We start from the raw sequence: 21,187 nt of genomic DNA, 5'->3' as shown, positions 1-21,187 counted from the left end.
CAAGTCCGCGCGTGCCGTGACCCCCCGTTCACAATCGCGATGTGGCCCCTAGATCCCCACGGGGCCGGCGCCGCGTCGCGCCGGGCGCGTTCGGAGGGCGCACGATGGGCCGGAGTGACACATGGGCGCCGCGGCTCATGCCGCCGGGGCTGCTGCGACGGCTGGACACGGCGGTCGCGCGCCTCTCGCAGCCCGACGATATGGCCGCGATCGACTTCCGCGTTCCCCCTGGAGAGGCCGCGCTGATCGCTCCCGATTCGCTCTCCTGGAAAATCTTCAAGAACCCGGTGGCGCTCTTCACCGGGGGTGTCGCGGCGGTGATCCTGGAGCTGGCCGAACCCTCAGTCCGTTCGGGCGTGTGGGAGCATTCGTCGTTTCGCCGCGAGCCGGTGCGGCGATTGCAGCGGACCGGCCAGGCGGCGATGGTCACCGTCTACGGCCCGCGCTCGAAGGCGGAGGCGATGATCGCCGGCGTCAACCGGATGCACGCGCGCGTCACCGGCGAGACACCTGCCGGCACGCCCTACCGCGCCGACGACGTCGCTCTGCTCGACTGGGTACAGGCGACCGCCACCTTCGGTTTCGCCAGCGGCTACAGTCGCTTCGTGCGCCCGCTCGACGATGCCGCGCTCTCCCGGGCGTTCGCCGAGACGCAGGCGGCGGCGCGGCTCTATGGCGCGACCGGCGCCCCCGCCTCGCTAGCCGAGTGGGACGGGCTGCTCGAGCGGACGCGGCCGCGGCTGGAGGCTTCTCCCATCATCTTCGAGTTTCTTGAGCTGATGCGCACGTCGCCGGCGCTGCCGCGCGGACTGCGGCCGCTGCAGCGCCTGATGGTGCGCGGGGCGGTGGAACTGATACCGGGTGTGGTGCGCCACCGGGTGGGCCTCGGCGACGCGTACGGCGCGAGCCGCGCCGAGGTGGCCGTGCTGCGCCGGATCGGCGGGGCGGCCGAGCGCATCCTCCTCCCTTCGGCACCGGCGGTGCAAGCCTGCCGCCGCCTCGGTGTGCCGGTCAGCACACTCACCGAAGTGTGACGCGGCACCCGCGTCCGTCTTCCGGTAATTATCTAAATAATTTCAATAAGATAAAAGATTTTGAGCGTGGATTCGCCGGGATTGTGCCGGGATCGATGGGGCCGTATCGCAGGGCATCTCGGCCGCCGGTTCGAGCGCGGAGTCATCCTCATTTCACTCGATCTTCTCGGAGAGTCCCATGCCCGGTCCCGCTGACGGATCCGCTTTTTTCATCGCCTTCGTCGGCCTCGCCGTCGTCTTCCGCCTCGTCACCCTCGCCATTTCGATCCGCAACGAGGCGGCGATGAAGGCCGTGGGGGCGGTGGAACACGGGGCCGCCAACTCACGGGCGATCGCGCTGGCGCACATCGGGTTCTATCTCGCGGGGCTCGCCGAGTATCTCGTCCGCCCCGCCCCGTTCGACTGGGTGAGCGTTACGGGTCTCGCGATCTACGCCTTCGGTGCGGTGATGCTGGTGGTCGTGATCGCGCTGCTGGGCCGGTTCTGGACCGTGAAGCTGATCATCGCCCGCGATCACGACCTCGTCACCCACCCGCTCTTCCGCGCGGTGCGCCACCCCAACTACTACCTCAACATCCTGCCGGAGCTGGTCGGTTACGCGGTGACCTTGCAGGCCTGGGTGACGCTGGTGGTGGGGCTGGCAATCTACATGGTGCCGCTGACGGTACGAATCCGCCAGGAGGAGCGGGTCATGCGCGGAACGTTCGCCCGCTACTGAGCCGGCCGCCGCTCGCCCCCTACTCCCACTCGATGGTGCCGGGGGGCTTGGACGTCACGTCGTAGACGACGCGGTTGACGCCCCGCACCTGGTTGACGATCCGCGACGCGACGCGGCCCAGGAAGGCGACGTCGAAGGGGTAGATATCGGCCGTCATGCCGTCGGTCGAGGTGACGGCGCGCAGGGCGAGTACCTTCTCGTAGGTGCGCGCGTCACCCATGACGCCCACCGTCTCGACCGGAAGGAGCACCGCGAAGGCCTGCCAGATGTGATCGTAGAGGCCGGCGGCGCGGATCTCCTCGATGAAGATCGCGTCGGCCCGGCGCAGCACGTCGAGGCCCTCGCGGGTGATCGCGCCGGGGCAGCGGATGGCGAGCCCCGGCCCGGGGAACGGATGGCGGCCGACGAACGTGTCGGGCAGGCCCAACTCGCGGCCCAGCGCGCGCACTTCGTCCTTGAAGAGCAGGCGCAGCGGCTCGACCAGCTTCAGCCCCATCTTCTCCGGCAGGCCGCCGACATTGTGATGGCTCTTGATGGTGACGGACGGGCCGCCGGTGGCCGACACGCTCTCGATCACGTCCGGATAGAGGGTGCCCTGGGCGAGGAAATCGCCCTTCACGGCCTTGGCTTCCTTCTCGAACACCTCGACGAAGAGGCGGCCGATGGTCTTGCGCTTCATCTCCGGATCGGTGACGCCCTCGAGCGCGCCGAGGAAGGTCTCGGCCGCGTCGACCTTGTTGAAGACGACGTCGTTGCGGCCGGCGAACATGCGTTCCACCTCGGCCGCCTCGTTCTCGCGCAGGAGGCCGTGGTCGACGAAGATGCAGGTGAGCCGGTCGCCGATCGCCTCCGCCAGCAGCACGGCGGTGACGGTGGAATCGACGCCCCCGGAGAGGCCGCAGATGACCCGCCCATCGCCGACGATGGCGCGGATCCTGGCGATCGCCTCCTCGCGGAACGCGGCCATGGTCCAGTCGCCGGTGGCCTTGCAGATGCGGCGCACGAAGGATTCGATGAGGCGCGCGCCGTCCGGCGTGTGGACCACCTCCGGGTGGAACATCAGCCCGTAGGCGCGCCGCTCCTCGTTGGCGATGATGGCGAAGGGCGCGCCGGGCGAGCGCGCGACGATCTGGAAGCCCGGCGCCGGCTCGACCACGCGGTCGCCGTGGCTCATCCAGACGGTGTGCGTCTCGCCGGGGGACCAGATACCGTCGATGAGGGGGCTCTCGGAGACGACCTCGATCTCGGCTCGGCCGAACTCGCGATGGTCGCTGCCTTCGGCGCGGCCGCCGAGTTGCTCGGTCATCGCCATCTGCCCGTAGCAGATGCCCATGAGGGGGACGCCGGCGTCGTAGATTTCCTGCGGGGCTCTGGGGGAGCCCTCCGCGTGGGTCGAGGCGGGACCGCCGGAGAAGATCACCCCGCAGGGCTGGTGCTCGGCGAAAGCGGCCGCGGCCTCCTGGAAGGGAGCGACCACCGAAAAGACCCCGGCCTCGCGCACGCGCCGTGCGATGAGCTGGGTGACCTGCGAGCCGAAATCGACGATGAGGATAGTGTCGTGCGCCATGGCGTCTGATGGCACAATTCGCGCCCGTCCACCACGTCCGGAAGCGCATTTCCGCCCCGCAATCCCCGCCGAAACACTACGCGCGGCGGCTCGCGCTCGCGCGCCCGGTCGCCCGCCGGATACCGCGGACGCCTCCTGCGCCCACCGGTGTTTCGACGGCCGGCGGCGGGACAGCGTCGGGTCGTCAGTCCAGCCGGTCGAGGCGTTTGGCGGCCCACCAGAGGTCCAGCTGCGTGCGCCAGGAGGCGGGGCGGCGCTCCGACAGGGGTGCGCGGGTGGCGAGGGCGCGGCGAGCGGTCATGGCAGGGAGGAAGGCGGCGCGCGCCTGCGGTGCGACCGCGGCGAGGTGGCGGCGCATCGCCTCGTCGGCGGCGCGGCCGTGGGCGGCGACGGCGCGGGCGGCGCGGTCCGCCCCCTCGGGCAGGCGCCCGGCGGCCATCGAGGCGGCCTGGTCCTCGCCGGTCGCCGCACGCCAGGCCGCCACGGGGATGAGACTGGACCCGCGTGCGAAACGGCGGGGCACCGTGAGCGCGACATCCGCCGCGGCGAGGGCGACGCCGGCGTAGCCCGCAGCGGTCGCCGCGGTGCGGGCGGCGGCGAGGCCGGCGGGCTTGCCGAGCGCTTCGACGCACAGCGTCATCGCGGCGAGCTGGACGGGGGCGGCGCAGGCCTCGCCGGCGTACCCGTCGAAGGCGTCCCAGTCGGGCAGCGGGTCGGCGTAGAGATCGTGGATGAAGGCTTCGCTGACGGCGCAGAGCGTGTCCAGCGGCCACTCGTAGCGCCTGGCGCCCTCGCGCAGGGCGTCGACCAGCGGGACCGAGCGGCCGGCGCCGAAGCCTTCGTCACGGATGGCGTCGCGCCACCATTGCAGGCGGATCTCGGCGGCCATCGGATCGCGGACGGTCTCGACGATGCGGCCCAGCTCGACCCGGTAGGCGGCCAGCGCGTGAAGTGCGGGCCGGGCCGGCTCCGGCGCGAACAGCGCGGCCAGCCAGGCGGTGCGGTCGCCTTGGCGGACCGCGTCTTCGATGCTCATCAGGATACGGCGATCAGCGCGGCCGCCACCCGCCGTTCCTCGGACACCATCACGTTGAAGGTGCGGACCGCGGCGCCGGTGGTCATCGTGTCGAACCGCACGCCGCCCGAGCGGAGCGCCGCCGCCACCTGCGCTTGCAGCGGGAACGGCACGGTGCCGACACCCAAGAGCAGCACGTCGATCTCGTTGCGCTCGTCCAAGACGCGGGCGAGCGAATCGAACGTGATCTCGCCCGATTCCTGCGGCTCCCACCCGTAGATGCCGGACGGCACGCACATCAGCGAGCCGCGGTGGCTCATCTGCGCGAAGCGGAAGCCGCCGTTGCCGTAGGCATCGATCGGCGCCCGCCCCGGAAAGTGCGCGTCACGGATGACGAGGCCGGCCATCAGGCTGCGGACGGCTCCGCGTCCCCGGCCGCGGCCTCGTCGTCGCCGTCGCCCGTTCCGCCGCCCGGCGCGCGGCCGGGACGCAGGTTCAGCGTGATCAGCAGCGGCGCGGCGATGAAGATCGACGAGTAGGTGCCGACCACGATGCCCCAGATCATCGCGAACGTGAACGAGCGGATGACCTCGCCGCCGAAGACGAACAACGCCGCCAACGCCAGCAATGTGGTGATCGAGGTCATCAACGTGCGAGACAGCATCTGGTTGACCGACAGGTCGATCAGCTCCGACATCGGCAATCGCTTGTAGCGTCGCAGGTTCTCGCGCACCCGGTCGTAGACGACGACGGTGTCGTTCAGCGAATAGCCGACGATGGTCAGCACCGCCGCGATCGAGGTGAGGTTGAAGTCGAGCTGGGTCGCCGAATAGAGGCCGATCGTCAGTACCACGTCGTGCAGGGTACACAGCACCGCGCCGATGGCGAAGTGCCACTCGAACCGCAGCCAGATGTAGATCATGATCGCCAGGAGCGCGGTCACGACCGCGATGAGGCCCGCCTGGGCCAGCTCGCCGGAGACGCGCGGTCCGACGACCTCGACCCGCCGGAACTCGGCGTCGTTGGCGTAGAGCTCGCGCAGCTGGATCACCGCGAGCTGCTGCGCCTCTTCGCCGCCCGGCTGCTCCTCGACGCGGATCAGCACGTCCGTCGGCTCGCCGAACTCGACGATCTGCACGTCGCCGAGGCCCAGGTTGCCGACCTCCTGGCGGATGTCGGCGATGGGCCGCGGCTCCTCGAACCGCAGCTCCACCATGGTGCCGCCCTGGAAGTCGATGCCGTAGTTCATGCCGACCAGCGCGAACAGCGCCAGCGACAGGATGCACGCGATCACCGAGCCGATCAGCGCCGGCACGCGGTAGCGCATGAACGGGATCTTGGTATCGCTGGGAAGGTTGAGACGCTTCATGACTTACACCGGCACTTCGGTCGGGCGACGGCGGCGAACCCACATCGCCACCATGAGCCGGGTGAACAGGAACGCCGTGAAGATCGTCGTCAGCACACCGATCGCCAGCGTGACGGCGAAGCCGCGCACCGGGCCGGACCCGAGCTGGAACAGGATCACCGCCGCGATCAGCGTCGTGACGTTGGCGTCGAGAATGGTGGCGAAGGCGCGGCTGAAGCCCGCGTCGATCGCCAGGATGGGACTGCGCCCGGCCCTGCCCTCCTCGCGGATACGCTCGTAGATCAGCACGTTGGCGTCCACCGCCATGCCCATCGTCAGGACGATGCCGGCGATGCCGGGAAGCGTCAGCGTCGCGCCGAGCAGCGACAGCAGCCCCATGATGAGGACGATGTTCACCACCAGGGCGATGTTGGCGATGACGCCGAAGAGCCCGTAGACGAGGACCATCGAGCCGGCGACGAGCACCGCCGCGACGATGGCCGCGGTCTCGCCGGCGGCGATCGAATCGGCGCCGAGGCCGGGGCCGACGGTGCGTTCCTCGACCAGCGTCAGCGCGGCCGGCAGCGCGCCCGCGCGCAGCAGGATGGCGAGGTCGTTGGCGCTCTGGACCGAGAACGATCCCGAGATCTGACCCGCGCCGCCGCAGATCGGCTCGCGGATCGAGGGGGCCGAGACCACCTCGTCGTCCAGCACGATGGCGAACGGGGTCCGGGCGGCGGCCTCGCGCGTGGTCACGTCGCAGAAGCGCCGCGCGCCGCTGGTGGTCATCTGGAAGGTGACGACCGGCTCGTTGGTCTGCTGCTCGAACGCGGGCTGCGCGTCGGTGAGGTCCTCGCCGGTGATCAGCGGCGCCTCGTCGACGACGTAGGGCACGCCCGGCTCGTACTCGTTCTCTTCCGACGTCATCAGGAGCATCTTGCCGGCCGGGGCGCGGCCCCGCTCCAGGATCGAGTTCGGATTGACCGAGGTGTCGACCAGATGGAAGGTGAGTTGTGCGGTGGTGCCGACGAGGCTCTTGAGCTGCTCCGGATCACCGCCCGGCGCCTCGACCAGGATGCGATCCTCGCCCTGGCGCTGGATGTTGGGCTCGGTCGTGCCCAACTCGTCGACGCGGCGGCGGACCACCTCGATCGACTGGTCGACGATCGAGCGGATGCGCTGGGCGAGCCCCTCCTCCGTGAAGGACAGGCGCATCAAGCCGTTGTCGCCCTGGGTGAAGGCGAACTCGTTGACGCCGCCTTGAGAAAACACGCCCTGGCCCAGCGGGTTGCGCAACTGGCTGAGCCGCTGCGCCGCCTCGTCGATCCGGGTGTTGTCGCGGATGCGGACCTCGACGCCGTTGTCGACGACGCCGAGACCGGTATAGCCGATGCGCGGGGCCTGGAGCAGCGTCTCGCGGACATCGTTGGTGACGGTGCGCAGGCGCGACTGGATGTAGTCTTCCTGGTCGACCTGGTAGAGCAGATAGGCACCGCCCTGCAGGTCGAGGCCCAGGACGATGCGCTCTTTAGGCAGCCACGACGGCAGCGCCGCCACCCACGAACGGGGGACGAGGTTGGGGATCACCGCCGCCACGCCCAGAATGACGGCGAGTACGATGAGAACCGACTGCCAGCGTGGGAAGTGAAGCATCAGTCGTTGGCCGCCGCCGCAGGCTCGGGCTTGGCGCGGACTTCGGTGATGGTCGAGCGCACGACGCGCACCGGCTCATTGTCGCCGAACTTAATCTCGAGCTCGCCGTCGTCGACCACCTTCGTGACCTTGCCGATCAGACCGCCGGCGGTGACGACCGTGTCGTTGCGCTTCAGTGCGGCGACCATCGCCTGGTGCTGCTTCATCCGCTGCCGCTGCGGCCGGATGATGAGGAACCACATGATGACGAAGATCAGCAGGAACGGGGCGAGCTGAACGATGAAACCAGCGCCACCACCAGCGCCGCCGGGAGCCTGCGCAAAGGCTTCTGTGATGAACATGACCTACCTTATGAACGGATGGCCGCGCGCGGGATGAACGCCCGGCTCGGGGTTCCGCCGGAGTTAGACGTTCCGACATTGGATTGCAACGCGGGCGCGGCAAGCTGCTCCAGTTGTGCCGTCATGCGAGCGCTTCGGGCCGCCATCGGAGCTGCCGGGCGGAGCGATCCGTCATCCCGATGGGCCGCGCCTGCGTATCGTCCTGCGGGGCGCTCGGTGGGTCGATGCGGCGGTGGATGAAGCGCCGGCGCGACCCTCCCTGCCGATTGACCCCGGCGGCTGTCGGGCTATGTGGGGCCCGTCGAACAAGAACTGGAGACCATCGGTGCCCGTGGCCACCCTCGCGCTCGGTAGCAATCTGGGCGAGCGCGCGGCGATGCTCGACCAGGCGGAGGCCGCGCTGACGGACCTCCCCGCGACCCTCATCGCCGCCTCGTCGCGCCACGTCACGCCCGCGCTGTTGCCGCCCGGCGCGCCGAAGGAGTGGGACATTTCGTACCTGAACGCCGTCGTGCAGATCGACACCGCGCTGGCGCCGGACGCGCTGCTCACCGCCACCAAGGAGATCGAGCACGCGCTCGGCCGCCGCCCCGGCCCGCGCTGGTCCCCCCGCCTGATCGACATCGACATCCTCGCCTGGGGCGACACCGTGCTGGAGAGCGAGCGGTTGACCATCCCGCATCCCGAAATCGCCGGCCGGCTCTTCGTGCTGCGTCCCTGGGCCGAGATCGATCCGCAATGGCGCCACCCGGCGAGCGGACGCACCGTCGCCGACATGCTCGCCGACCTCGAGGCCGGCGCGTGACCCGGATCGTCGGCATCGTCAACGTCACCCCCGATTCGTTCGCCAACGCCCAGCCCAGCCTGGCACCGGACGCGGCGATCACCGAGGCGGCGGACCAACTCGAGGACGGGGCCGACGTGATCGACGTCGGCGCCGAGTCGACGCGGCCGGGCGGCTCCGCGGTGACGCCGGAGGAGGAGTGGGACCGGCTCGCCCCCTGCCTGCCGGAGATCGTCCGCCTCGCCCACGCCCGCGGCGCCAAGGTCAGCGTCGACACGCGCAATCCCGCGACCGCCGAGCGGGCGATCGGCGCCGGGGTCGACTGGATCAACGACGTGTGCGGCGGCGGTCCGGAGATGGCCGCCGTGGTCGCCGGCTCGGACGTCGCGCTCGTCATCATGCATGCGCTGTCGGTGCCGGTGGTGAGCGGAGAGACGCTGCCGGCCGGGACCGACATGATCGCACACGTCGATGCCTGGTTCGCCGCGCGGCTCGACCGGCTGGCCGCCGCTGGCGTCGACCCCGCGCGGGTGATCCTCGATCCCGGCATCGGCTTCGGCACCACGCCGCGGCACGCCTTCGATGTTCTGGCGCGCCTGCCGCTGCTACACGCCCTCGGCCGCCCGCTGCTGGTCGGCCACTCGCGCAAGTCCTTCATGGCGACGGTGACGGACGTGCCGGCGTGCGAGCGCGACGACGTCACCCTCGCCCTCTCCGGCGTGCTGATGCTGCAGGGCGCGGACTATATCCGGGTCCACAACGTCGCCCGGCACGCCGCGCTCCGGGCGCGGCTGCGGGCTGACGCCGGCTGACCGTGCCGGCTGACCCGCGCAGGCTGCGGGTGCGCGGTGCGCCGCCCCGGCGCGCGCGGCACGGCGATCTGCGGCGGCATCGGCTTGACCGGCTCGCGCTGCGGGCGCAGGACGTGGAGGGTGCCGCCCGGTACGCTTCCTCCCCACCGCCGAGACCGAACTGCGACGATGACGAACGACGCCCTTATCGACCGCCTTGACCGGCTGATCGCGACCCTCGAGCGCATGGCCCCTCCGGCCACTCCGACCCCGGACTTCGAGGCCGCCGACGCCTTCCTCTGGCAGGCCGAAACCGGTCGCCTCATGCCGGTTGCGAAGGTCAGCCGCGTCGGCCTCTCCAACCTTAAGGGGATCGACGCAAACCGCGACCGCCTGCTCGACAATACGCGCCGCTTCGCCGACGGCCTGCTGGCCAACAATGCCCTGCTTTGGGGCGCCCGCGGGATGGGAAAATCCTCGTTGGTGAAGGCGATCCATGCCGAGATCGAGGGACTGAAGCTCGTCGAGATCCACCGCGAGGACATCTCCGCCCTTCCCACCCTGATGAGTGCGCTGCGCCCTGCCCCCCACCGCTTCATCATTTTGTGCGACGACCTCTCCTTCGACGCCGGCGAGACCTCGTACAAGTCGCTGAAGGCTGTGCTCGACGGCGGCATCGAGGGCCGCCCGGAGAACGTTCTCTTCTACGCGACGTCCAATCGCCGGCACATCCTGTCGCGCGAGATGGTCGAGAACGAGCGCGGCACGGCGATCAATCCGGGCGATGCGGTCGAGGAAAAGGTCTCCCTGTCGGACCGGTTCGGCCTCTGGCTGGGCTTCCACAAGTGCACCCAGGACGACTACCTCGCGATGGTGAACGGCTACGTCGCCGCGTTCGCGATCCCGGTCGACGCCGAAGAGCTGCGCCGCGACGCGCTGGAGTGGTCCACCACCCGCGGCAGCCGCTCCGGCCGCGTCGCCTGGCAGTACGTCCAGGACCTCGCCGGCCGCACGGGCGTACGCGCCACGCTGTGACGGCCTCCGGTTGGTGCTCGCCCCTGTTCTTCGGCGAGAACCGTGAAAACGGGGCGCGCGTGCCGCCGCACGCCCGCGCCCCTCGCAACTGTGAAGCTTGGCGCGATGCTGGGCTGGCAAGGTCATGTAGGCCAGAACGTCCTCCTCTGCGGTATCCATGAGGGTGGCGAGCTTCGGCAGCTTCGGGCACATCTGGCCGGCGACCAGCAGCTACACCACCTCCCGGGACGTCACCGCAACTCGCAACTCCTGACTGACAGGAGTTTGAATCATGGGCGCGATCATTTGGGAATCCCGGACCATGAGTTCACGACACAGGGAACCGGTCCAATTTTCCGGGAGCACCTCGGCCGCGACTTGCACCGCTCGGCTGAACGCAGTAACCGGGGCCAAGCGCGCCTGTAGCTCAGCTGGTAGAGCATCCGACTTTTAATCGGCAGGTCCCGGGTTCGAGTCCCGGCGGGCGTACCAAATTTCGCGAGAGCCGCTCCGTCACGCGGGACAGGTTCCTGTCGCTCGAAGAGCTGGCGAAGGTGTGGCGTTCCTTCGGCGGCAGCGACGTCGCCCCGGTCATCACGTCCATCCTCGGCATCATCGCCATAGGCGGCATCCGGGTGGAGGAGGTGACGCGTCTGCGGCGGGCTCAGCCGGTGGATCATTGAGGCATAATAGTAGTTGTCGCCCGGCTGCGGCGGCGGCGCCTCCACTAGCCCGACCGGGGATCCGTCGTTCGCGCGAGGCCGGCGACGGGCGGCTGGTGGTGCCGGGTGGCCTCCGACCGAGTGGGGCTGCGATAGTCGAGGGGAACCGCCCGCTGGGCATCCTCTATATCGACGATCGGCTGCGCAGTGGGACCGGCTGAACGGCAGCTCTGCTCAGTCGTCGCCAAAAATCTCCTGGATGCTGTCGCCAGGGCTGTGCGCGGTCATCACATGGCCTACGCAGTTTCCCGCGTCGTCGACGGCGATCCAGGGATGGCCGATATAGGTCGGCTGCCGGTAGTCCTGTCCGTGGTCCAGCTCCTGGTACAGCTGACGCTGGCCTTCGTGGTCGATCCAGTAGATACGTAGCGGCCGGAAGCTGCTGTTGGCGATGTGGAGCGTGGCCGGCTGGGAGGACGGCGCGGATCTCAGGCTGCCGGGAGCGGGGCAACCGTCGGCCCGGGCCGCCGCCGTGCGGGCGGGGGCAGCCCGGTCGCCAGTACCGGCGTCGCGGCCGCGCTCCACGCATTCCTGCACCTTGAGGCTCGCCGCGGTCACCCCGGTGAGCGGGAAGTCGTAATCGAACTTTTCCACGCTCAACACGGCCTCGTTGCCCTTGCGCAGACCGTCGAGCTCGGCTCGGCCGAGCCAGGCGATCGTCCATCCGTCCATGGATGTACCGGAGATGTAGTCGCCGCCCCGGCCGTAGCCCTGACCGCTTCCGTTGCCGTCGATCCGCAGCGTGCCCTGCCAGTCCGGCCGCGAGGCGACGGGAACCGCGAGCTGCCACTGAAGCCCGTCCCACCCCAGCCGGACCGGCGATCCGTCGCGCCGGTTGATCTCGGCAACGCAATAGGCGTGTCCGCTGCGTGATCCCGCCGTAAACACCAGCCAGCCGCGGGTCTCCGCGTAGTCGATCTCGTCGCGCTGCATGGGTCCGACGATGTCGTGACCTCCGTACGCGTTCTGCTGGGCTTGTGCTGGGGCGGCGACGCTGAATGCGAGAGCGGCGAAAACGGCGAGGCAGCGTAGCGTCATGGGACCTTCTCGGCAGAGGATGGACGCGCATGCGGCGCGGGTGCGCTACATTTACGCACGCATGAAAAGTGTCCAATCACGTCGCGTATCACACGGGCTCCGATGTCCTTAGAGCGCCTAACAAAAGAGCGCCTCGTGCAGAATCGGAGTGTGACCATAGCGGCGGCGAGCTTGGTGAAAGCGGCGTGGATGTCGGCGCGTCGATCGCAGCGGACGGTGAGCCGGCGGAAGCGCGAGAACGAAGCGATGGTTCGCTCGACCACCCACCGGCGGCGACCGAAGGCTGCGAGCTCTCGATCCCCTTGCGGGCGATCCGGTCGCCGATGCGGCGTTGCCTCAGCGCCCGGCGGCAGTGCTGGTAGTCGTAGCCCTTGTCTGCGTGAAATTTCGCCGGACGCTTGCGTGGGCGGCCGATTGTCTGGCGAACGGGAGTGGCGTCGACCATCTCTTCCAGCTTTCTGCTGTCGACCACGATGGCTTCGGTGATCCGCGCGGCGAGGGGAATGCCGTTCGCATCGCAGATCACATGGCGTTTCGAACATGCTCGGCCGCGATCCGTCGAGTCGATCCGTTTGTTCCGCCCCAGGCGATCAACGAAGGCGCGGTGAAGCGCATCCCAGACCCCGACCCTGCCTCCAGGAGAGCAGCCGCCGCCAGCAGGTCTTCCCCGAGCACTCGCACACCTCACGCGGAAGGTGCTCCCACGGCGTTCCTGTCCTCAGAACGAACACAATCCCCGTCAGGATTGCCCTTTCCAAAGCGGGACGTCCCAACAGCGGACATGCCCCTACCGCGATGAGTTGGCAAAAAGCGGACACTCGGCAACGCTGTTGCTGATCGTCCAAGAGGGCAGCAGCCGCCGCTAACCATCAGAAGATAGAGGATATTATCGTATCCCGACGATCTCGGAATGAAGAGCGGCCAATCGTTATCTTTGTTGTTGTGGAAGAGGGAATGTAAGCGGTCAGCGAGACGTCGCAGAAATGTCACTTGGTCCAGACTTAGAATTCATGTATCCATGAATAATGGATCACGAACTTGACGCAGAAGCCCTCACTGCCCTCGGCCATCCCGGACGCCTCGCCGTGTTCCGGCTGCTCGCCCGTCGCGCACCCCATGGCGTGCGACCGAGCGAGATCGCAGAGGCGCTCGACCTCAAGCCCAACACACTCTCGGTCTATGTCACGACGCTCACGCGTGCTGGAATCCTCACGACGTGGCGAGAGGGGCGTTCGGTGTACTATGGCATCGACCTGAAACGGGTCGGCACGCTGGTCGACTTCCTGGTGAACGACTGCTGCCGCGGCCGGCCGGACCTGTGCGAGCCGCTCGCCGCGCGTTCCCTGCAGCGATTGGCGGCGGTCCGCGCGGGCGGTGCGCGCAACGTCCTTTTCGTGTGCTCGGGCAATTCTGCGCGTTCGCAGTTTGCCGAGGCGATCCTCAATCGCAACGGTAACGGCCGGTTCCGCGCCTACTCGGCGGGGACGAAACCGAACCGGAGGCTCAACCCGGAGGCGGTCTCTGTCCTTACGGCGAGGGGCCACGACACGGACGGCCTGAAACCGAAGGCGGTCGCGGACTTCGAGCGACCGGGCGCGCCGGTCATGGACTATGTGATCACCGTCTGCGACCAGGCCGCGAACGAGGATTGCCCACCGTTGCCTGGGCTTCCCCTCACCGCTCATTGGGGAATTTCGCGGCCGAGCGCCGTCGAAGGGGCCGATCGGGCTGCCGCGTTTGCCACCGCCTACGACGCGATCCAGCAGCGTCTGGAACGCTTCGCGGCGCTTCCGGTCGAAACTCTCGACGCGCTGTCGCTGCAGAGCGAGCTCGACGCCATCGGCGGCAGCCGCGCCGGCAAAGGAGCCTGACCTTGGCAAGGATTGCGATCAACGGCCTCGGCCGCATCGGCAAACTCGTCCTGCGCTCGCTCGTCGAGGATGGAATCGCCGGGGACATTCTCCTTCTCAATGACCCGGTCGGCGACCCGTCCCAACACGCCATGCTGCTCGAGTTTGACAGCGTGCATGGTCGCTGGCGACAGGAGTTCGGCCACGAAGCCGACGCGCTAGTCGTCGCCGGCCGGCGCATGCACTTCACACAGGCTCGCGGTATCGAGGCGCTGCCGCTTGGCGAGTTGGGCATCGACCTCGTCATCGATTGCACTGGCGTCTTCAAGACGGGCGCCAAGGTGGAGCCCTATTTCTCCGCCGGTGTTAAGAAAGTCCTCGTCTCCGCGCCCGTGAAAGACGGCGGCGCGCTCAACCTCGTCTACGGCGTCAACCACGACCTCTATGATCCGGCCGAGCACCGGCTGATCACGGCGGCGAGCTGCACGACCAACTGCCTCGCCCCCGTGGTGAAGGTGCTGCACGAGGAGATCGGTATCTCCCACGGCTCGATCACCACGATCCACGACGTCACCAACACCCAGACGATGGTGGACCGGCCAGCGAAGGATCCGCGCCGCGCCCGCTCGGCGCTCCTCAACCTCATCCCGACGACGACCGGATCGGCAACTGCAATCACCTTGATCTACCCCGAGTTGAAGGGCCGCCTCAACGGCCACGCCGTGCGCGTGCCGCTCCTCAACGCCTCACTCACCGACTGCGTGTTCGAGATGCAGCGTGTGACCACGGTGGAGGAGGTGAACGGCCTCTTCCGCGCCGCCGCCGCCGAAGGGCCGCTCCAGGGTATCCTCGGCTTCGAGGAGCGCCCGCTGGTCTCGTCCGACTTCCTGAACGACCCGCGCTCGGCGATTGTCGACGGTCCCTCGACCATGGTCGTCAACGGCACGCAGGTGAAGGTCTACGCCTGGTACGATAACGAGTGGGGCTATGCTTGGCGCTCGCCTACCTCTTCCTGCTTTACGAGTTCATGGGGATCGTGACGAACCTGTCGGCCGGCTGGATCGCCGCCCGGTTCGGCCTCACCTCCACGCTCTATGCCGGCTTGGTGCTGCAGATCCTGGCGCTCGCGGCGCTGACACAGCTCGACCCTACGTGGCAGGTGGCGGTCTCGGTCGCGTTCGTGATGGCGGTTCAGGGCGTGTCGGGCGTCGCCAAGGACCTCGCCAAGATGAGCTCCAAGAGCGCGGTGAAGATCCTCGCCCCGGCCGGGGAGAAGGGCGCGTTGTTCCGCTGGGTCGCGGTGCTGACCGGATCGAAGAACGCCGTGAAGGGCGTCGGCTTCCTGCTCGGCGCGTTGCTCCTCGGCGTCGTCGGCTTCACCGGGGCGGTGGCGGTGATGGGGGCGGCGTTAGCGGTGATTTTTGCCGCCGTGGCGGTCTTCATGCCCTCCGGCCTGCCGGTTGGACGCAAAGGCGTGAAGTTCCGCGAGGTGTTCTCAAAGGATCCCAACGTCAACCGCTTGTCGGGGGCGCGCCTTTTCCTGTTCGGCGCGCGCGACACCTGGTTCGTGGTCGGGATCCCGATCTACTTCTACAGCGTTCTGTCGGACGGGACCGTCGACGGTAACCGCGCCGCCTTCTTCCAGATCGGCACATTCATGGCGATCTGGATCATCGCTTATGGCCTCGTGCAGGCTGCCGCCCCCCGTCTTCTCAAGGCGAGCAATCGGGAGCTGCCCGAGATCGTCGGTCTCGCCCGCACCTGGGCTGGCATCCTGACGCTGATTCCGACCGTGCTCGCCGCCGCGGCCTGGGCAGGAGATGCCCCCGATCCTGCGAACTGGCTAACCGTCACACTGGTCGCAGGGCTCCTCCTTTTCGGCGTGGTGTTCGCGCTGAACTCCTCGCTCCACTCCTATCTGATCCTCGCCTTCACCAACGCGGCGCGGGTCACGATGGACGTCGGCTTCTACTACATGTCGAACGCCGCCGGACGCCTCATCGGCACGCTGCTGTCGGGCGTCAGCTATCAGCTCGGTGGCCTCACCCTGTGCCTTGCCACCGCCGCCCTCATGTCGGCGCTGAGCTTCGTGTTTGCCGAACAACTTCAACGAACGATGGTCCTCGCGCCCGAAGGTGCCTGACGGACCCTCGCTGCTCTCTGGGAGGAGCTCATGAACCGCATCGTGCAATACCTTGCACCTGCGCTCGTAGCGATCTGCGCCTTTACGACTGCGGCCGATGCCCGCGATCGTCTCCACATCGTGGGATCGTCGACAGTCTATCCGTACACAAACGCCGTGGCCGACCAGTTTGCCGAACACGGTAAGTTTCCGCGGCCGGCAGTGGAATCGACAGGGACCGGCGGCGGCTTCGAGCGCTTTTGTGTCGGCAGCGGCATCGACACCCCCGACATCACCGGCGCCTCACGACCGATGAAGCGGGTCGAATGGGAGCGGTGCCGCGCAAACGGCGTCTGGCCGATCTCCGAAGTGCCGATCGGCTACGATGGCCTCACCCTCGCCATCTCCAGTTTCTCGCCCGACGACTTACAACTCACCCGAAAAGACCTCTACGATGCGCTCGCCGCCACCGTGCCGGTCGACGGCGAACTGAAGGCGAACCCCTACCGCTCGTGGTCCGACATCCGACCGGAGTTGCCAGACGTACCGATCTCGGTCATCGGTCCGCCATCGACCTCGGGCACCCGCGACTCGTTCGTCGAGCTCGCGCTACATGCGGGATGCCGGCACTATGCCGCCCTGACGGGCCTTGAGGCGAGCGATCCCGCGAAGTGGCTGGAGGTCTGCTCCACAGTCCGCACGGACGGCGCCTACATTGAAGCCGGCGAAGACGATGAAGCCATCGTCGCCGATATCGAGAAGGCCCCGCATACGCTCGGCATCATGGGCTACGGTTATCTCTTCGAGCACGACGAAACCCTGAAAGCAGTGCCGATCGAGGACGTCGAGCCGGACTTCACGACCATCGCGATGCTGTCGCCCGCCCGCTCTTCATCTATCTGAAGAACCAGCACGAAGACCTCGTCCCCGGCATGGCCGAGTTTGTCCGAGAGTACGTGAACGGCATGGATCCGGGCGGTTACCTCTTCGGATCCGGTCTTGTCCCGTACTTCGACTACATGGATTTCGAACAAGTTGCCGGCGATGCGATCGACGGCAAGCCTATGGCTTCACCGAGCAACTGAGACGCGCCTGGTATTTTCACGGCCGGGCCTCGCGGTCGCACGATCTCAGCAACCCATCGAGCCGGCAGTCCAGCCTATCAGAATCAGACGGTTCAGTCTCCGGCGTGATTTGTTGTTTGGCAAAAAAGGCTCAGCATTACCTTGGGGGGATGGGTGACCGGTGGAGGATGACGGATGGTTGGACGGTGAACTGTCAACGCCGATCCAAATCTGACCCACTTTCGGCGATCGCGCCGATCGTAATCTGACCCACCCCTCGTGTTCAGGCCGCCTCCCTATTCGGGGCCGTTGCGGCGATGAGGCCGGCCTTGCGTTTGTCCTTCAGGCGATAGCTCTCGCCCTGGATCGAGACGACTGTTGTGAACTGCACCGGGAATTCCGGAGGCCAGTTTGTCTTAGCTACGCGGCCATGGGCGTTAGTTCCAGCGCTGCGTGGTAGTGAGCTTCGGCCTCGGCAGGCGAGATGTTTCCGATCGGCTCGAGAAGGCGGCGGTTGTTGTACCAATCGACCCATTCGAGGGTCGCGTACTCGACGGCCTCGAAGCTGCGCCATGGGCCGCGCCGGTGGATGACCTCTGCCTTGAAGAGGCCGTTGATGGTCTCCGCCAGCGCGTTGTCGTAGCTGTCGCCGACGCTACCGACCGAGGGCTCGATGCCTGCCTCGGCCAGGCGCTCGGTGTAGCGGATCGCCAGGTACTGCGACCCCCTGTCGGAATGATGCACCAGGCCTTTTCCCCTTACCGGCCGACGCTGGTGAACGGCCTGCTCCAGGGCATCGAGGACGAAGCCGGTATGGGCGGTCCGACTGACCCGCCAGCCGACGATGCGGCGGGCGTATGCGTCGATGACGAAGGCGACGTGGACGAAGCCCTGCCACGTCGCCACGTAGGTGAAGTCGCTCACCCAGAGCATGTTCGGAGCCGGCACCCGGAACTGGCGATTGACGCGGTCGAGCGGGCATGGCGCGGCCTTGTCGGGAATCGACGTTCGCACCCGTTTACCCCGAACAATGCCTTCGATCCCCATCTCCTTCATCAGCCTGGCGACGGTGCAGCGCGCGACTTGGAAGCCTTCTCGACGCATCTGCCGCCAGACCTTGCGCACCCCGTAGACCTGAAAGTTGGCGTCGAACACGCGCCGGATCTCGGGCCGCAGTTCGGCATCGCGGCGCGCCCGCGGTGAGCGGCGCGTCGGATCGGCCCGCTTCATCACATGATCATGGTAGGTGGACGGGGCGATCGGCAGAGCCTTGCAGATCGGCTCGACCCCGTGCTCGGCCCGGTGATCGTCGATGAACGCGATCATGTCTTCGACCGGCGGTCGAGCTCCGCCTGCGCGAAATACGCCGATGCTTTGCGCAGGATCTCGTTGGCCTGGCGCAACTCGCGGTTCTCCCGCTCCAGCGCCTTCATCCTCTCGGCCATGTCGCTCGGCACACCCGCGCGCCTGCCGTTGTCAACCTCGACCTTTTTCACCCACTCGTTCAACGTCTGTGCAGCGCAGCCGACCTTCGAGGAGATCGACAGGATCGCCGCCCAGCGGGACACGTGCTGGTGTTCATTGTCCAACACCATCCGAACCGCGCGCTCGCGTACTTCCGGTGAATATTTGTTCGTCGTCCTGCTCATCGGGCTCCATCCTACTCAGGAGTTGGAGCCTCCGGCAGACCCGGCGCGGTTCATGTTCTATCCGCCCGAGCGTTTCGGTGGCTCGGCGATCCCAGCCCCACCCCGATGCAGATGAACGACCTATTGAGACTTCACAGCCAGCCGCCCGCGCCGTTCCGCATCGACGACCGCTACCGCGGTCATATTGAGTACACCTCGTGCCGTGGATGATTGAGTGACGATGTGTGCCGGTAGCGCGGTGCCCAGTAGCATTGGCCCCACGTGAAGCGCGCCTGTCACTTCCTTAAGGAGCGTCATCGAGATATGGGCCGCGTCGATGTTCGGGAAAACGAGGAGGTTGGCCTCACCGTCCAGTGTACTGTCGGGCATCGCCCGTTGTCGGACGACTTCGTTGAGTGCGTCTTCACCGGTCATCTCGCCGTCGACGATGAGGTTCGGCGCGGAAAGGCTCAATCGTTCCAACGCCTCGCGCATGCGCTGGGCGGATTCGGTCTCGCGTGAGCCGAACCGTGATGCCGACAATAGCGCAACCTTCGGGATGATACCGAAAGCGGCGATCTGTTCCGCTGCCAGGACCGTCATTTCGGCGATCTGGTCCGCGGACGGCTCGACGCACACCTGGGTGTCGAGCAAGAACAGCGTCGAGCGATCCCCCAGCAGCAACGACATGGCCGCCAACTCGCTCACACCATCGGCGACACCGATCACGTCTCGAACGGCCTTCACGTGCTGGTTGAAGGGGCTCTCCGCCCCGCACAGCATCGCGTCGGCCTCTCCCCGGCGTACCGCGAGGGCTGCAATTACGGTCGCATTGGTGCGCACGACGGTTCGGGCTGCTTCCGGCGTGATGCCCCGCCGGCCGACGAGACCGAAATAGGTGTCGACGTAGTCGCGGTAGCGCGGGTCGTCCTCCGGGTCGATCACCTCGCAGGCGTCTGGGACCCGCTTCAGGCCGGCCCGTTTCGCACGATGCTCGACCACCCGGCGGCGGCCGATGAGGATCGGTGAGCAGATCCCCTCTTCCAGCGCGATCTCCGCGGCGCGCAGAACGCGTTCGTCCTCTCCCTCCGCATAGACCACTCGGCACGCCGACCCTACGGCCTTGGCAAAAATGGGTTTCATCACCGACCCAGAGCGGAAGACGAACCGGTTCAATTGATCGACGTATGCGTCCATATCGGTGATCGGCCGGCGTGCAAGCCCCGCTTTCTCCGCCGCGCGCGCCACCGCGGGGGCGATCCTAAGAATTAGCCGCGGGTCGAAAGGCGCCGGAATCAGATAGTCCGGACCGAAGGTCTTCGCCGTTCCACCGTAGGCCTTGGCCACCTCTTCGCTGGGCCGCTCGCGCGCCAGCCCCGCGATCGCCTCCACGGCCGCCTTTTTCATCGATTCGTCGATGCCCGCCGCGCCGACGTCCAGGGCACCGCGGAAAAGGTATGGGAAGCAGAGAACGTTGTTCACCTGATTCGGATAGTCTGACCGCCCGGTGCACATCAGAGCGTCCGGCCGGACGTCTGCGACCACCTCCGGCATGATCTCCGGGTTGGGGTTGGCGAGTGCCAACACCAGAGGGTTGGGCGCCATCTTTGCGACCATCTCCGGTTTGACGACCCCCGCCGCGGAAAGGCCGAGGAAGATATCGGCCCCCTCCATCGCCTCGGACAAGGTGCGCAACGGCGTCTCGCGCGCGAATTTTGCCTTCCAGGGATCCATTCCCGCATCCCGGCCGGCATAGACCACGCCATCGATATCGGTGACTATGATGTTCTCCAGCTTGGCGCCGAGCTCGACCAAGAGCTTCAGACACGACAACGCAGCCGCACCCGCGCCGGCCGTCACGATTCGAACGTCCGAAAGGCTTTTTTCCTGGATCAGCAGTCCGTTGCGGATCGCCGCCGAGACGATAATCGCAGTGCCGTGCTGATCGTCGTGGAAGACCGGAATGGCCATCCGCGCCTTCAGCTTCTCTTCGATCGCGAAACAATCCGGCCCGCGAATATCCTCCAGATTGATGCCGCCGAAGCTCGGCTCCAGTGCCGCCACGACCTCGACGAACTTGTCGATGTCCGTTTCGTCAACTTCGATATCGATCCCGTCGATATTGGCGAACTTCTTGAAGAGGACGGCCTTGCCTTCCATCACGGGCTTCGACGCGAGTGCGCCGATCGCCCCCAGGCCGAGCACCGCCGTACCGTTCGTCACCACGGCGACGATATTTCCGCGTGATGTGTAGTCGTACGCCGCGTCGGGGTCTTTGGCGATCCTGAGGCACGGCGCTGCTACTCCGGGCGAGTACGCCAGGGAGAGGTCGCGCTGTGTCGACAGCGGCTTCGTCGCCCTGATCTCGAGCTTTCCAGGGGGATTGAGCTTGTGGTAGGCGAGTGCTGCTTCTTCGGCAGCGGTCGGTTCGTCGGTCATGGGCCCTCCGTCTCCCCTGGATAAGCCCAGCCGCAGACGCCAGCAACACACGAACTTCC

General features: G+C 67.3%; 20 protein-coding genes, 1 tRNA gene, 2 pseudogenes and 1 other annotated feature. Of the genes and pseudogenes, 12 read left to right on the top strand and 11 right to left on the bottom strand.

All coding sequences use genetic code 11. The features are described from left to right. Nucleotides 1-104: 104 nt before the first annotated feature. Together MRB58_RS21960 and MRB58_RS21955 are read left to right on the top strand one after the other, a co-directional pair. Nucleotides 105-1,034, top strand: coding sequence for an oxygenase MpaB family protein (locus MRB58_RS21960; RefSeq protein ID WP_244779223.1), 930 nt, complete (start codon nucleotides 105-107; stop codon nucleotides 1,032-1,034). Nucleotides 1,035-1,212: 178 nt separating this feature from the next. Further along, complete coding sequence (locus tag MRB58_RS21955; RefSeq protein WP_244779221.1) at nucleotides 1,213-1,752, top strand: isoprenylcysteine carboxyl methyltransferase family protein; 540 nt, start codon at nucleotides 1,213-1,215, stop codon at nucleotides 1,750-1,752. Between the two features lie 19 nt (nucleotides 1,753-1,771). Here the strand turns inward: MRB58_RS21955 and guaA are convergent, their stop codons facing one another. The 6 genes from guaA to yajC form a co-directional block, all read right to left on the bottom strand. Beyond that, a complete protein-coding gene (gene guaA, locus MRB58_RS21950) occupies nucleotides 1,772-3,319 on the bottom strand; it encodes a glutamine-hydrolyzing GMP synthase (protein WP_244779219.1) in 1,548 nt (515 codons plus the stop codon). A 184-nt stretch (nucleotides 3,320-3,503) separates the two neighbouring features. After that, nucleotides 3,504-4,355 (bottom strand): squalene/phytoene synthase family protein, encoded by an 852-nt coding sequence (locus MRB58_RS21945; RefSeq protein WP_244779218.1) that lies wholly within the window; start codon nucleotides 4,353-4,355, stop codon nucleotides 3,504-3,506. Beyond that, a complete protein-coding gene (locus MRB58_RS21940; RefSeq protein WP_244782078.1) occupies nucleotides 4,355-4,744 on the bottom strand; it encodes an Mth938-like domain-containing protein in 390 nt (129 codons plus the stop codon). Before MRB58_RS21940 ends, MRB58_RS21945 begins: the two co-directional genes overlap by 1 nt. Next, nucleotides 4,741-5,703, bottom strand: coding sequence for a protein translocase subunit SecF (secF, locus tag MRB58_RS21935; RefSeq protein WP_244779217.1), 963 nt, complete (start codon nucleotides 5,701-5,703; stop codon nucleotides 4,741-4,743). Before secF ends, MRB58_RS21940 begins: the two co-directional genes overlap by 4 nt. Nucleotides 5,704-5,706: 3 nt before the next feature. Next, nucleotides 5,707-7,335, bottom strand: coding sequence for a protein translocase subunit SecD (gene secD, locus MRB58_RS21930; protein ID WP_244779216.1), 1,629 nt, complete (start codon nucleotides 7,333-7,335; stop codon nucleotides 5,707-5,709). Beyond that, on the bottom strand, nucleotides 7,335-7,676 hold the full coding sequence (gene yajC, locus MRB58_RS21925) for a preprotein translocase subunit YajC (protein WP_244779215.1): 342 nt from the start codon (nucleotides 7,674-7,676) through the stop codon (nucleotides 7,335-7,337). Before yajC ends, secD begins: the two co-directional genes overlap by 1 nt. A 325-nt stretch (nucleotides 7,677-8,001) precedes the next feature. Here yajC and folK point away from each other — a divergent pair, with 325 nt between their 5' ends. From folK to MRB58_RS21910, 3 genes are all read left to right on the top strand, one after another. Beyond that, nucleotides 8,002-8,481, top strand: coding sequence for a 2-amino-4-hydroxy-6-hydroxymethyldihydropteridine diphosphokinase (folK, locus tag MRB58_RS21920; protein WP_244779214.1), 480 nt, complete (start codon nucleotides 8,002-8,004; stop codon nucleotides 8,479-8,481). After that, a complete protein-coding gene (gene folP / locus MRB58_RS21915) occupies nucleotides 8,478-9,272 on the top strand; it encodes a dihydropteroate synthase (RefSeq protein ID WP_244779212.1) in 795 nt (264 codons plus the stop codon). Before folK ends, folP begins: the two co-directional genes overlap by 4 nt. Before the next feature lie 168 nt (nucleotides 9,273-9,440). Further along, complete coding sequence (locus MRB58_RS21910; RefSeq protein WP_244779210.1) at nucleotides 9,441-10,286, top strand: ATP-binding protein; 846 nt, start codon at nucleotides 9,441-9,443, stop codon at nucleotides 10,284-10,286. Between the two features lie 87 nt (nucleotides 10,287-10,373). Here MRB58_RS21910 and MRB58_RS21905 read toward each other — a convergent pair. After that, a pseudogene (locus MRB58_RS21905) lies at nucleotides 10,374-10,493 on the bottom strand (IS256 family transposase); the annotation flags it as partial. Nucleotides 10,494-10,681: 188 nt separating this feature from the next. Between MRB58_RS21905 and MRB58_RS21900 the strand changes: the two are divergent. Together MRB58_RS21900 and MRB58_RS24860 are read left to right on the top strand one after the other, a co-directional pair. Then, nucleotides 10,682-10,757: transfer RNA gene (locus MRB58_RS21900), tRNA-Lys, on the top strand. 62 nt (nucleotides 10,758-10,819) lie between these two features. Next, on the top strand, nucleotides 10,820-10,948 hold the full coding sequence (locus tag MRB58_RS24860) for a hypothetical protein (protein WP_256461691.1): 129 nt from the start codon (nucleotides 10,820-10,822) through the stop codon (nucleotides 10,946-10,948). Between the two features lie 213 nt (nucleotides 10,949-11,161). Here MRB58_RS24860 and MRB58_RS21895 read toward each other — a convergent pair whose 3' ends face one another. Continuing rightward, a complete protein-coding gene (locus MRB58_RS21895) occupies nucleotides 11,162-12,025 on the bottom strand; it encodes a hypothetical protein (protein WP_244779208.1) in 864 nt (287 codons plus the stop codon). Between the two features lie 131 nt (nucleotides 12,026-12,156). Beyond that, nucleotides 12,157-12,804: pseudogene (locus MRB58_RS21890) on the bottom strand (IS5 family transposase); the annotation flags it as partial. A 246-nt stretch (nucleotides 12,805-13,050) separates the two neighbouring features. Between MRB58_RS21890 and MRB58_RS21885 the strand changes: the two are divergent. Genes MRB58_RS21885 through MRB58_RS21865 form a run of 5 tightly spaced genes read left to right on the top strand, consistent with a single transcriptional unit; the run spans nucleotide 13,051 to nucleotide 17,082 of the window. After that, nucleotides 13,051-13,896 (top strand): helix-turn-helix domain-containing protein, encoded by an 846-nt coding sequence (locus MRB58_RS21885; protein WP_244779207.1) that lies wholly within the window; start codon nucleotides 13,051-13,053, stop codon nucleotides 13,894-13,896. Nucleotides 13,897-13,898: 2 nt separating this feature from the next. After that, nucleotides 13,899-14,915: an ArsJ-associated glyceraldehyde-3-phosphate dehydrogenase gene (locus MRB58_RS21880; RefSeq protein WP_244779205.1), complete on the top strand. Its 1,017-nt coding sequence runs from the start codon at nucleotides 13,899-13,901 to the stop codon at nucleotides 14,913-14,915. Next, nucleotides 14,855-16,018, top strand: a complete 1,164-nt coding sequence (arsJ, locus tag MRB58_RS21875) for an organoarsenical effux MFS transporter ArsJ (RefSeq protein ID WP_244779203.1) — start codon at nucleotides 14,855-14,857, stop codon at nucleotides 16,016-16,018. Before MRB58_RS21880 ends, arsJ begins: the two co-directional genes overlap by 61 nt. A gap of 30 nt (nucleotides 16,019-16,048) precedes the next feature. Further along, nucleotides 16,049-16,900, top strand: a complete 852-nt coding sequence (locus MRB58_RS21870; protein ID WP_244779202.1) for a substrate-binding domain-containing protein — start codon at nucleotides 16,049-16,051, stop codon at nucleotides 16,898-16,900. A 29-nt stretch (nucleotides 16,901-16,929) separates the two neighbouring features. After that, nucleotides 16,930-17,082, top strand: coding sequence for a hypothetical protein (locus MRB58_RS21865; RefSeq protein ID WP_244779201.1), 153 nt, complete (start codon nucleotides 16,930-16,932; stop codon nucleotides 17,080-17,082). 399 nt (nucleotides 17,083-17,481) lie between these two features. On the opposite strand, the gene MRB58_RS21860 is transcribed toward MRB58_RS21865, so the two are convergent. Together MRB58_RS21860 and MRB58_RS21855 are read right to left on the bottom strand one after the other, a co-directional pair. Continuing rightward, a protein-coding gene (locus tag MRB58_RS21860; RefSeq protein ID WP_244777129.1) for an IS3 family transposase occupies nucleotides 17,482-18,710 on the bottom strand; the annotation gives its coding sequence in 2 pieces (ribosomal slippage) (nucleotides 17,482-18,416 and nucleotides 18,416-18,710; 1,230 coding nt in all). After that, nucleotides 18,313-18,429, bottom strand: a sequence feature (AL1L pseudoknot). (Overlaps the previous gene by 117 nt.) Before the next feature lie 120 nt (nucleotides 18,711-18,830). Then, a complete protein-coding gene (locus MRB58_RS21855) occupies nucleotides 18,831-21,128 on the bottom strand; it encodes an NADP-dependent malic enzyme (RefSeq protein WP_244779200.1) in 2,298 nt (765 codons plus the stop codon). Between the last annotated feature and the right edge of the window lie 59 nt (nucleotides 21,129-21,187).

This window comes from Acuticoccus sp. I52.16.1, assembly GCF_022865125.1.
Lineage (GTDB): Bacteria > Pseudomonadota > Alphaproteobacteria > Rhizobiales > Amorphaceae > Acuticoccus.
The sequence above is the reverse complement of the archived record's forward strand: the minus strand, read 5'-3'. Positions and strand labels throughout refer to the sequence as shown.